At 46.5% G+C, this 12,542-nt stretch carries 10 protein-coding genes; 8 read left to right on the forward strand and 2 right to left on the reverse strand.

Annotated features, from left to right (window positions below):
• Positions 1 to 333 precede the first annotated feature (333 nt).
• The 3 genes from dnaB to GFS24_RS27535 all read left to right on the forward strand — a co-directional run bounded on the left by dnaB (position 334) and on the right by GFS24_RS27535 (position 4,041).
• On the forward strand, positions 334 to 1,911 hold the full coding sequence (gene dnaB / locus GFS24_RS27525; RefSeq protein WP_153665460.1) for a replicative DNA helicase: 1,578 nt from the start codon (positions 334 to 336) through the stop codon (positions 1,909 to 1,911).
• 66 nt (positions 1,912 to 1,977) lie between these two features.
• On the forward strand, positions 1,978 to 3,330 hold the full coding sequence (locus GFS24_RS27530) for an MATE family efflux transporter (protein WP_153665462.1): 1,353 nt from the start codon (positions 1,978 to 1,980) through the stop codon (positions 3,328 to 3,330).
• Between the two features lie 9 nt (positions 3,331 to 3,339).
• The gene (locus GFS24_RS27535) at positions 3,340 to 4,041 is read left to right on the forward strand and encodes a 16S rRNA (uracil(1498)-N(3))-methyltransferase (RefSeq protein ID WP_153665464.1); all 702 of its coding nucleotides are present in this window, start codon (positions 3,340 to 3,342) and stop codon (positions 4,039 to 4,041) included.
• A gap of 177 nt (positions 4,042 to 4,218) precedes the next feature.
• Here the strand turns inward: GFS24_RS27535 and GFS24_RS27540 are convergent, their stop codons facing one another.
• Complete coding sequence (locus GFS24_RS27540) at positions 4,219 to 4,995, reverse strand: TerC family protein (RefSeq protein WP_153665466.1); 777 nt, start codon at positions 4,993 to 4,995, stop codon at positions 4,219 to 4,221.
• 8 nt (positions 4,996 to 5,003) lie between these two features.
• Positions 5,004 to 6,095: a quinone-dependent dihydroorotate dehydrogenase gene (locus GFS24_RS27545; RefSeq protein WP_371731320.1), complete on the reverse strand. Its 1,092-nt coding sequence runs from the start codon at positions 6,093 to 6,095 to the stop codon at positions 5,004 to 5,006.
• A 20-nt stretch (positions 6,096 to 6,115) separates the two neighbouring features.
• On the opposite strand from GFS24_RS27545, the gene GFS24_RS27550 reads away from it, so the two are divergent.
• From GFS24_RS27550 to GFS24_RS27570, 5 genes are read left to right on the forward strand one after another with little or no spacing between them, the layout of a single operon-like run.
• Complete coding sequence (locus tag GFS24_RS27550; RefSeq protein WP_153665470.1) at positions 6,116 to 6,622, forward strand: RNA polymerase sigma-70 factor; 507 nt, start codon at positions 6,116 to 6,118, stop codon at positions 6,620 to 6,622.
• 60 nt (positions 6,623 to 6,682) lie between these two features.
• Positions 6,683 to 7,639: a FecR family protein gene (locus GFS24_RS27555; RefSeq protein WP_153665472.1), complete on the forward strand. Its 957-nt coding sequence runs from the start codon at positions 6,683 to 6,685 to the stop codon at positions 7,637 to 7,639.
• Positions 7,640 to 7,665: 26 nt separating this feature from the next.
• Complete coding sequence (locus GFS24_RS27560) at positions 7,666 to 10,317, forward strand: TonB-dependent receptor (protein ID WP_153665474.1); 2,652 nt, start codon at positions 7,666 to 7,668, stop codon at positions 10,315 to 10,317.
• Between the two features lies 1 nt (position 10,318).
• Complete coding sequence (locus tag GFS24_RS27565) at positions 10,319 to 11,161, forward strand: DUF4249 family protein (RefSeq protein ID WP_153665476.1); 843 nt, start codon at positions 10,319 to 10,321, stop codon at positions 11,159 to 11,161.
• A 43-nt stretch (positions 11,162 to 11,204) separates the two neighbouring features.
• Positions 11,205 to 12,383, forward strand: coding sequence for an acetyl-CoA C-acyltransferase (locus tag GFS24_RS27570; RefSeq protein WP_153665478.1), 1,179 nt, complete (start codon positions 11,205 to 11,207; stop codon positions 12,381 to 12,383).
• Positions 12,384 to 12,542 lie beyond the last annotated feature (159 nt).

Raw genomic sequence — 12,542 nt, forward strand, 5'->3', positions numbered from 1 at the left:
ATACAGAAAATCTTTTTGCACAAGATGTGTGAATAAACCGACCTTTGCTATGGATTTTCTGCTATTTTGGTGGATAACCGCGTACGAAATAGTGGATAACCACCGTTTTGATGTAGTATAACGTGTGCATTGCGCACGGATAAATTTAGTTCCGGAAGAAAAGGGTTTTAATGAAATCTTCGGTTACCTTAGTTTTTCCGGCTTGAAAAAATTTACAATTTGTTAAAGAGGGTGAATGTTGATCAGATGCAAAATAGTTGTAAATGTATAAAGGCATAGGGTCATCCAGTAACCATGATTTATTTCTTAACCTTATTAACGCACTAAATATAAATGGATCTCAATCTTAAGAAGGACCGTAATACGCGTCGCAAGCCGGGTATTGATATTTCCACGATGGTGTATGGCAAAATCCCGCCACAGGCCAAAGAATTAGAGGAAGCTGTATTGGGCGCGCTCATGTTAGAGAAGGGGGCCTTTGATACAGTGATCGAGATCCTCAAACCAGAATGTTTTTACGTAGATGCCCACCAGAAGATCTTTGCCTGTATGCAAAGATTAGCGGCCAAGTCTGTTCCGGTGGATATCCTCACGGTAGTGGAAGAGTTGAAATCTTCTGCAGACCTCGAGGCAGTTGGAGGCCCTTTCTTTGTTACCCGGCTCACCAACATGGTGGTATCTTCCGCCAATATTGAAGCGCATGCGCGTATCGTATTGCAGAAATTCATTCAGCGGGAGCTGATCCGCATCTCCGGAGAGATCATCAGTGAATCCTATGAGGATACAGCTGATGTGTTCGACCTGCTGGACCAGGCAGAATCCAAACTATTTGAAATCACTAATAATCACCTCCGTAAGAACTACGACTCCATCGACCGTGTGTTGGTGAATACGCTCAAACGTATTGAGGACTTGCGGAATAAAGGAGATGATATCACCGGGGTACCGTCTGGTTTCCCCACACTGGACAAGATCACGTATGGCTGGCAGCCTTCGGATCTGATCATCATCGCGGCCCGTCCCTCTGTGGGTAAAACGGCGTTCGCGCTGAACCTTGCCAGGAATGCGGCTTTGCATCCCAAATTCCCGAAAGGGGCGGTTGTATTTTCGCTGGAGATGTCCAGCGGACAGCTGGTACAGAGGATCCTGGCCGCAGAGTCTGAAATAAAACTCGAAAAGATCACCAGGGGTAAACTGGAAGAGCATGAGATGCGGAAACTGATGACCCATGGTATTGAAAGACTGGCCAAGGCGCCCATCTTTATAGATGATACACCCGGTCTGAACATCTTTGAATTACGCGCGAAATGTAGGAGGCTGGTACATAACCATGGAGTTGGGATCATCATCATCGACTACCTTCAATTGATGAGTGGTGGCGGAGATGGCAAGAACTCCAACCGGGAGCAGGAGATCAGTAAGATCTCGCGTGACCTGAAAGGATTGGCGAAAGAGTTGATGGTGCCGGTTATTGCACTTTCCCAGTTGAGCCGGGATGTGGAGAAACGGAAGGATGGTAATAAAATGCCGCAGTTGAGTGACCTTCGGGAATCTGGTGCGATCGAGCAGGATGCGGATATGGTAATGTTCCTTTACCGTCCTGAATATTATGAGATCACCACCAATGAAATGGGTGAATCCAATAAAGGGGAAACACACGTAAGGATCGCGAAACACCGGAATGGTCAGCTGGATACCGTGAAGCTCAGGGCTGTACTGGAATACCAACGTTTTGAAGATGATGGTCCGGTGGATGGCCCGCCAAGCACAGGTGGTAATTCCTTTGCAGGAATGAATAAGAACCGCGGCGGTGGCGGAGAACATGACGAAGCGAAGATCTTCATCCAGAAAGGATCGAAGATGAATGATATGAATTTTGATGATGACGCATTCGGAGATGCACCGTTCTAACGGAGCGTTTTAAATAACTGAAAGCCGCCATCATAACAGATGACGGCTTTTTTTATGAATAGAAAAATGAAGAAACTATATACAAAGTACAAACCCCATTACAAAGATAATTTCCACCTTGCTTACCCGGTTGTTATCTCCCAATTAGGCCACACGTTAGTAGGGCTGAGTGACAGTATCATCATCGGCCATACAGGTAAAGTGCCCCTGGCCGCTGTGGCATTGGGAACAGGGCTGTTCACCATTTTCATGGTAACAGGGATTGGCATTTCTTATGGCCTTACACCTTTAATAGCACAGGAAAATGGACGTGGCAATCGCTCTATCTGCGGGCGTTTGCTGGCACATAGCTTTGTGATCAATATGATCACGGGCATCGTATTATTTGGTTTGATCCTGCTCACCGCGCATAACCTCTTCCGGATGGATCAGGCTGCAGACGTGGCTGCGCAGGCAAAAGTGTTCTTACAATACCTCGCGTATTCCTTCATCCCGCTGATGGTGTTCCTCACTTTCAAACAATTCGCAGAAGGGCTGGGTTTTACGCGGCAGGCCATGAACATCAGTATCCTGGGGAATGTATTGAACATCGTACTGGGCATTACTTTGGTATATGGTTTTGATATGGGGATTGCGGGAGTGGGTATCGCCACTTTCACAGACCGTTTGCTGATGGGCATTACCATGGCCTGGTATGTATTAAGCTCTCCGCGATTTAAAGAATACCTGCAAACATTTAACCTGCGGGAGATTAAAACTAACACTTTGAAAAAGATAGCCGGCATGGGGATACCAGTGGCGTTGCAATATGTTTTTGAAGTGAGTGCTTTCAGTGGAGCCGCTATCATGGTGGGCTGGATCGGTTCTGCGGAACTGGCGGCACATCAGATCGCACTGAGCCTGGCCGCCATGACTTATATGATGGCGAGCGGGATTTCGGCCGCAGCGGGTATCCGCAGCGGGAATAATTTAGGTAAAGGGAATTTCATGGACCTGCGCAGATCTGCTATTGCCAGTTATCATATGGTATTGGTGCTGATGGGTTGTGCAGCCGTATTTTTCATGGTGTTCAAACAGTTGCTGCCTTCCTTTTATATACAGGACGATGCTGTGATACATATTGCTTCCGGGTTACTGGTGATCGCTGCTTTCTTTCAGTTATTTGATGGAACGCAAGTTGTTGGGCTGGGGGTGCTAAGAGGATTGGGAGATGTGAAAGCGCCTACTATTATTACCATGCTGGCTTATTGGGGATTAGGGATACCGGTAGGGTACATCTTAGGGATCAAATTGAATTATGGCGTGTATGGCGTATGGTGGGGATTGCTGCTGGGTTTGCTGGTGGCTTCCGTTTTGCTCTTCTTCCGTTTTCAATCCATCACCCGCAAATTGGAACAACAACAACCCGAAAAGATATAATTTTACAGGATGGAGTTACCGGTTTTTTACGCCAAAGATCTATTATCCAGCCAGGGTTTTTATACCATGGATGAACCTACGTCTAAATACTGCATCCAGGTGTTGCGCAATGAAAAGGGAGATAACGTGTTGCTGGCAGATGGTAAGGGCACCCGTTATGAAGCGGTGATCACAGATGATCATCGGAAAAAATGCGTGGTGCAAATAAACTCGCATGTAACCATGCCCTCACCAGTTCCAACACTACGTATAGCCATCGCTTTTACCAAGAATACCTCCCGCATGGAATGGTTTCTCGAGAAAGCAGTGGAGATTGGGATCAGCGAGATCATTCCTTTGATCACCCAACGTACAGAAAAAGAACGTTTGAAAACAGAACGGCTTGAGAATATATTAGTGTCCGCTATGCTGCAATCCAAACAATGGTATTTGCCGGCGTTAGCAGAACCGCAGCCGTTTGAAAAAGCTTTAACCGGGGAACAAAAGTTAATAGCCCATTGCCTGCCAGATGAAAAGAAACACCTACTGGATGTGATGCTCCCGGGAAAGGATACACTGTTATTCATTGGCCCGGAAGGAGATTTCACCCCGGAGGAAATAACGTTAGCGCTGGAAAAGGGATGTTTGCCTGTATCGTTAGGAGATACCCGTTTGAGAACAGAAACAGCAGGCGTGGTGGGTTGTACGCTAATGGCGGCGGTAAACAGATAATTTCGTATATTCAAGAAGAAACTCCCTCTCTCCGATATTATTTTAACCTGCCTTCACATAGGGTCATCAAAGCTCTCTCAAAGCTCTTTCAAAGCTTCCTCATTGCTCCGGGGTAAATGGTTAATATAGTATAAGAAAGAGGCGGTCCTACCAGAACCGCCTCCATTAGTATAATGACTATTTTTCTCCATCTTTCAGTTGCGGTTCCCGCAATTCCACCGGTGCCTGCGTTTTCTTCCGCATCTTCATATTCAACAACTCCACTGCAAAAGAGAAGGCCATAGCAAAGTATACATAGTTCTTCAGGTGAAGATCATGTACCGCCTCAGGGTTCCAGCCTTCCATGAGTAAGATACCACCTACCATGATGAGGAAGGACAGGGCCAGCATTTTCAGGGTAGGGTGTTTATGGATAAAGGCGCTGATCCTGGGTGCAAAAGAGAACATGATGAACATGGCAATCACTACCGCCACGATCATGATCTCAATATGTTTAGCCAGCCCTACGGCCGTGATGATACTGTCGAATGAAAACACCATGTCTATAATGATGATCTGCCCTACTACGTTAGCAAGAGAGGCAGCACCTTTCCCGTTGGCTTTAGGGCCTGATTCATCTTCCCCTTCCAGTTTATGATGGATCTCCAGCGTGGTTTTAACTAACAGGAATAAACCACCGGCCAGCATGATGAGGTCCCGCAGGCTGATGCCTTTGTCTCCAATATGAAACAATGGATTCACGGCCCTTACGATATAACCGATAAATACAAGGAGTACCACGCGAACGGCTATCCCAGTGAACATCCAGATGCGCCTGGCCTGGTTCCTTTTGTGTTCAGGCAAGCGGTTCATCACGATGGAAACAAAAATAACATTGTCTATCCCCAGTACTATTTCCATTAAGGTTAACGTGAAGAGGCTGATAAGAGAATCAACGGTTAATAATTCCTGCATATATATGTTTATGATTGTTGAGTTAAACCCTGGCAGATCTTTTTCACAATAGTGGGTCCCTCATAAATGAAGCCAGTATATACTTGTACCAAAGATGCCCCGGCATCCAGTTTTTCCTGGGCATCTGCTGCGGTGAAAATACCACCCACCGCAATGATAGGGATTTTTCCGCCGGAATGTTGATGAATATACCGGATCACTTCCGTAGCTCTTTCTTTTACAGGTAATCCGCTGAGGCCGCCGGCACCGATCTTTTGTAAGGTGGCATCATCAGTTTGCAGGTCTTCACGACGGATAGTGGTATTGGCCGCTACAATGCCTGCCAGTCCGGTTTCCTGCACTATTTCAATGATATCGTCCAGCTGTTCCTGTGTAAGGTCAGGCGCAATTTTGAGGAGGATGGGTTTGGGTTTGCTCTTTTGTGCGTTGAGCGTTTGCAGGTGATGCAGCAATTGCTTGAGGGGTTCTTTCTCCTGCAAAGCCCTCAGGCCCGGCGTATTGGGGGAGCTTACATTCACCACGAAATAATCCACCACGTCAAAGAGGGCATGAAAACATTTCTCGTAATCACTTACCGCCTCTTCGTTGGGCGTTAGTTTGTTCTTGCCGATGTTGCCACCAATAATAATGTTGGCGCGTTTCTTTAATAAACGTTTGGCGGCAGAGCGGGCGCCTTCATTATTAAAGCCCATGCGGTTGATCAGGGCTTTGTCTTCCGGCAACCGGAACAGCCGTGGCTGATCGTTACCAGCCTGCGGGAGGGGGGTAACAGTGCCAATTTCAACAAATCCAAAGCCCAGGTGTGCCAGTTCATCAATGAACCGGGCATCTTTATCAAACCCGGCGGCGAGGCCAACAGGGTTTTTAAAGGTCAATCCCCAGAGGGTTCGCTCCAGTCCATTGTTTTTTGGCTGGCAGAATGCGTCCAGCACATTTTTGCCAAAGGGCAGCGCATTGATCACCTTAAGTCCCCTCATTACTCCGTAGTGAATACTTTCCGGGGGAAAACTGAAAAGTATTTTTTTAATAAAGCCGTACATGTGGGGCAAAGATATAAAATCGGGGAGAATCGCTATTTGGTTAATCAGCGGTAGCCACATATTTTTGCCCACGTTATAATATGTTGGAGCTCCATACTTTCGAAAGGATTTTTAAAGAGCACCATACTCATTGCCTGGCATTCGCCACCCATTATATTGGTGATCCCTATGAGGCAGAAGAGGTAGTGCAGCTTGTATTTTCCCAGCTTTGGGAAAAGCGGGCAAGCATTGCCATACTGGGTTCCGAGCGGTCTTATCTCTTTTCCGCTATCCGGAATACGGCTATCAGCCAGTGGCGGAAACAAAATGTACGGTCAGAAAAAGAAACTTCTTTTGGCAAAATGCAGGATGTGGAGGTGCATTTGTCCCTTCAGGCGCGGGAATTGGAGAACAAACTGGAAGCGGCACTGGAAAAGTTGCCGGAGCGTTGCCGGGAGGTTTTTGTACTGAGCCGCAAGCAGCAGCTGAAATATGCGGAGATAGCCAGTGTGATGAATATTTCTGTTAAAACCGTTGAAAATCAAATGGGTAAGGCCCTGAAGATCCTCCACCAGGAGTTAAAGGAGTACCTGAATCTTTTTTTATAATAGGGGTAGGATGTTATTGCAGGCGTCCTCTTCCCGAAACTGATAACATTACAACTGTTCATGGGCATTTTGCAACCTGATGAGGCTATATATTCCTTGCTATGCAAGTATCTGCTGAATGAAGCGGATACTGTAGAGCGCCAATGGGTGGAAACCTGGCGGAAGGAAGACCCTGCGAATGAAGAGATCCTTTCTTCTATTCGCAGGATGCTGGATGCATTGCGCCCTGTGGGAGATATTCCCGGTTTGGATACGGAATCCAGCTGGTTAAGGCTGAGGACCACCATCGGGGAAATCGGGGAAGATACACCACGGGTGCGCAAAATGCATTGGGGGCTAAAAGTGGCAGCGGCGGTATTTGTGGCAGCAGCAGGATTGTTCTTTATATTACAGCCAGGCCCCAAAGAACAGGTACTGGCCGGCGCACAAAAGACAACGTTAAAAGATGGCAGCCTGGTAAATATGGAGGCCAATGCAGAAATGCATCTCTTAAAAGGATTCGGCAAAGTGGAACGCCGGGTACGGTTTTCCGGGAAAGGACATTTTGATATCGCCCAAAATGCAGAACATCCTTTTATAATAATAGCAGGGCATACAGAAATAAAAGTACTGGGCACCCGTTTTATGATCGACTTTAAACCGCAGGACAGCTCCCTGGTGGTTTTGGTGAGTAGTGGCAGGATCATGGTAACGGACCGGGATAAAAAGGATAGTGTGATATTGACCCCCGGCATGCTGTTGCGCCGTGAGCAGCAACAGGCCTCATTTGAAGTGGCAGAAAATGTGCAGGACCTAACCCGGAGGCAACTGGTGTTTAGTAACGTACCTTTACAAAAGGTGATCCAGACCATTGAGATGGTGTATGGCGTGAAAGTGGAAGTAGGGGATACTGCCTTATTGGAAAAAGCGGTGACGGCAAACTTTGAAAATGAGCCTATAGATAATGTACTGGCAACCATTGCTTTCATCACTAATACAACGGTCGAGAAAACCGGGCAGGGCTATTCCATCAAATAAAACCTAACTAAAAAATCTACTATAATATGTCATTGGCCAGGAAACTCCTGCTGGGATTGCTATTTGTTTGGATCCCCATGCAGGTTTTGGCGTCGTGGAACTGGCGCACAAAAATTTCTTTACGGCTCAATAACCAACCCCTATCTACCGCTTGTCTGATCATTGAAAAGGAATATGGTATTCACTTTTCGTATAGCCGGGATGTTGTTAAAATGAACCGGCTTGTATCACTGGACGCAAAGGAGATGCCGCTGCGCCGTGTGTTAGACCTCCTCTTTACAGAAAACGGTATTCAATATAAACGCATCGGAGATCAGCTGGTGCTTACCGTGAAACAATCCAATACCCGCACCATCAGTGGTTTTGTGGAAGATGCCCGTACCGGAGAAAAACTGATCGGTGCTACGGTGTATTTCCCCAAATTACAGGTAGGCACTACTACCAATCAATTCGGGTATTACAGTTTGACTACGGCAAAAGATACCACGAGTCTGATGGTCACTTATGTGAGTTATTCTCCCGTGAGGATTCCGTTAAAAGATGATGATAATAAACAGATGAACATCCGCTTGTCTCCCATTAATACTTTACAGGAAGTAGAAATAACAGATAATAATCTTCCCCGCCTGCAGGAGCAAACGCAGATGAGTAAAGTTGGACTGGCTGTTTCCCAGGTAAAAGCGATGCCGCGTATGTTGGGAGAAACAGATGTATTGCGTACTATCCAGGCTATGCCGGGTGTGAGTGGAGGCATGGAAGGCACCAGTGGTCTTCATGTGCGTGGGGGCAGTCCTGATCAGAACCTGATCTTATTAGATGGTACGCCGGTATATAATTCCACGCATCTGTTCGGTTTATTTTCTGTTTTCAATCCGGATATCATTAAGAATGTAGACCTCTACAAAGGAGCATTCCCTGCACGTTATGGCGGCAGGTTATCTTCTGTGGTGGATATTTCCATGAAGGACGGGGATATGCATGGTTATCACGGAGAAGTATCGCTGGGTTTGATTGCTTCCCGTGTGGTGATAGAAGGCCCCATCTGGAAAGGCAAAACTTCTTTTATTGTAACAGGCCGCAGAACGTATGCAGATCTGCTGGCGCAGGATGCAGCGGTGAATGCATTGAAGCTGGGCGATCAGGGAGAGTTCTGGGCTTATTTCTTTGATGCCAATGCAAAGATCAATCATATCTTTTCTCCGAAGGACAGGCTTTTTCTCAGTGCCTACGGCGGGAGGGATAATATGCGGATGTTGCGTGACAAGGATTTTGATTCATTGAATGGAACGCCTAAACGATATCATGAAAAAATGAACTTCACATTGGGATGGGGCAATCAGGCTTACGCCCTTCGCTGGAACCATATTTATAATCCCAAGTTATTTTCCAACGTTACCTTAAATTATTCCCAGTTCCATTTTGGAACGGAATACAAATACAAATATGAAGCACGGGATGCACTCAACGAATCAGACAGCATGTATGGGCATTACTTTTCCAAAGTACAGAACACCGGCGCCAAGATAGATTTTGAATACCGGCCCAATCCCATACACACCTTTCGTTTTGGAGCACAGGCCACTTTCCATATTTTTCAACCCGGTATTACCCGGTTCACGAATATCTCCGATTCATTGCAATTAACGGATACAACGTATAATAATATTACCAACAAAGGTGTGGAGCTTTCCCTCTATTGGGAAGATGATTTTAAAATAGGCGATTCCATGTACCTTAACCTGGGTACACATGCTTCTTCTTTTCTCGTTTCCGGCAGGTCTTACTTTTCTGTACAACCCAGGCTGGGCTTCCGTTACCTGCTGCCACGCAAATGGGCATTCAAAATATCCTACACCAGCATGGCGCAGTATATTCACCTGCTTACAAATAACGCTACCTACCTGCCAACAGATCTTTGGGTGGCCGCTACTAAAAAAGTACCGCCCATGTTTTCCAACCAGGTAGCGATCGGTTTAGCGAAAACATCTAACGACAACCAGTTTGAAGCATCGGTGGAATTATATGGAAAAACCATGCAGAACGTGATAGAATACGTGGAGCCTTCAGACAATTTTCAATCTGCTACCAATAACTGGGAAGATAATGTGATCACGGGCCGAGGATGGAGTTATGGTGCTGAATTCCTGCTGCAAAAAAAGAAAGGTAGTTTAAAAGGATGGATCGGTTATACGCTGGCATGGTCTCAACGCGCTTTTCCGAATGTGAATAATGGGAGTGTGTTCCCTTATAAATATGACCGCAGGCATGACATAGAAGTAGTGCTCACGCAACAGCTGGGAAAACGATGGGAGCTTTCTGCACAATGGGAGTTTGCCACCGGTGCGCCGCTGAACTTACCTTCCGGTAGTTATGAGCAGATCACAGATCCTTCTCCGCATTTGCCTCCTTCCACTACAGATCCCCGCCAGGTAGATTATATCGGAGATCGTAATATGCTGCGCATGCAAAACACACACCGGCTGGATATTGGCGCTACGCATACCAAACAACGGAAACATGTTCGCTACATATTGAACATCAGTTTTTACAACGTATACAATCAGAAGAATCCCTTCTTCTATTATTATAAAAGGAATGAGGAAACACAAAAGCGGGAGTTAACGATGTTAAGCATATTGCCGATTTTACCCAGTATTTCTTACGGTATAAAATTTTGATATGAAAAGATGGATCCTGTTATTAGTGATCGGTGTGATGGCTTGTGAGAAAAAAGTAGAAATAGAAGTTCCCTATGCAGGGGACAAGATAGTCGTGAATTCATTCATTCAGCCGGATAGTGCTATTTACCTCCGGGTTACACGCTCACAGCCGCCAGGAGCCAGTACTTTCCCTGAAATTCCCGATGCGGCGATCACGTTCACTGCAGGTAATATGAACATACCTTTGCAATGGCAGGTGATCAACGGCAAAGGATATTTTGTATCCACCATGCCTGCGCCTCAACATGTATCGTACAACATCAAAGTAATAGCCCCGGGATTAGATACGGTTACGGCAAGTGATACCTTACCGCGGCAACCATTGCTCAGTCAGCCTTTTGCACAGGCCGGCGGCAACCGTGTGAAGTTTGTACTGAAGGATATGAAAGGATGGGATGCTTATCAGTTCCGTATATACAAAGGCGTTATGAATGCGGCCAACCAGGTAGTGCTCAGTGAACGTTTGCAATATCGTTTTGATCCTTCTTACAATAATAATTTTACAGACCTGATCACGGAGAACTACCAGGAAGTGAATTTCATTACAGATGAACGTTTTGATGGTAACGAGATCTCGGTGGTGATGCAAACGAGGAATGTGAATGTAAAAGGAGAATATATCATTTTGGAAGTAACGGGCCTTACATTCGATGCGTTCAAATATTACAAAACGCTTGAGCTGCAGGCCATTAATGATGGCAATCCGCTGGTAGATCTGAATCGGGTACACAGCAATATAAACAAGGGGTATGGTATCCTGGCAGGGGTAAATGCGGCCCGTTTGCAACTGGAGATCAAATAAGGAGCAAATTCCTTAAATTTGAAAAGGAGCAAAACCGATAACCATGCAGGACGCATATATAGTGGCAGGGTTCAGAACCGCCGTAACGAAAGCTAAGAAAGGAGGATTCCGATTCTACAGGCCGGACGACCTGGCAGTAGATGTGATCACAGGCTTGCTGGCCACCATCCCGCAACTGGATCCAAAACGGGTGGACGACCTCATTGTGGGAAACGCTGTGCCGGAAGCGGAACAGGGTTTGCAGATAGGCAGGATGATCTCCGTACGTGCATTAGGAATAGAAGTGCCGGGCATGACGGTAAACCGCTATTGTGCATCAGGACTGGAAACCATTGCTATTGCCACCGCTAAGATCCAAACGGGACAGGCAGAATGTATCATTGCAGGCGGTACAGAAAGTATGAGCCTGGTACCCACCGTAGGCTGGAAAACAGTACCAGCTTATAGTGTAACCAGCACTACACCGGATTATTATCTCAGTATGGGCCTCACCGCAGAAGCAGTGGCAAAGGAATTTAACGTGAGCCGGGAGGACCAGGACCAGTTTTCTTATCAATCCCACCAGCGTGCCATCAACGCTATCCAGAACGGATATTTCAAACAAGGCATCCTGCCCATTAACATAGAAGAGGTGTATGTGAATGAAAAGGGCAAAAAAGCCAGCAAAACCTTCACAGTAGATACAGACGAAGGCCCGCGTGGAGATACATCGCCGGCGGCACTCGCTAAATTAAAACCGGTTTTTGCGGCCGGGGGATCGGTTACAGCTGGTAATTCTTCCCAAACCAGCGATGGCGCTGCGTTTGTAGTAGTGATGAGTGAAAAGATGGTGAAGGAACTGAATCTGCAGCCCATTGGCCGTCTGGTATCCTGTGTTTCCGCAGGTGTGCATCCCCGGATCATGGGGATAGGACCAGTTGCCGCTGTGCCCAAAGCCCTGAAACTGGCCGGTAAAACATTGAACGACATAGACCTGGTGGAACTGAATGAAGCCTTTGCTTCCCAATCCCTGGCCGTTATCCGGGAACTGGGCATGGACCCGGAAAAGGTGAATATCAATGGAGGAGCTATTGCCCTGGGGCATCCTTTAGGTTGCACCGGTGCCAAACTCAGCATCCAGATCATGAATGATATGCAGCGCCTGAAAAAGAAATACGGGATCGTAACTGCTTGTGTTGGAGGTGGTCAGGGGATTGCAGGGGTGATCGAGAACCTGGTTTAGGGTATAAAAATAATGTAGTTATCAGCGTTATATCTTTATTCAGCCGCCGTTGTGTATTCTAAGATAGTTCCAAATTTATATCAGGCAGCTGTCTGTAAATTTTCAGAGTAGGGTGTTTGTCGTTTAATGACGGCAAACATCCTGTCTACGAGTTTATTC

The sequence above is a fragment of the Chitinophaga sp. SYP-B3965 genome (genome assembly GCF_009647655.1).
In the GTDB taxonomy this organism is placed as follows: domain Bacteria; phylum Bacteroidota; class Bacteroidia; order Chitinophagales; family Chitinophagaceae; genus Chitinophaga.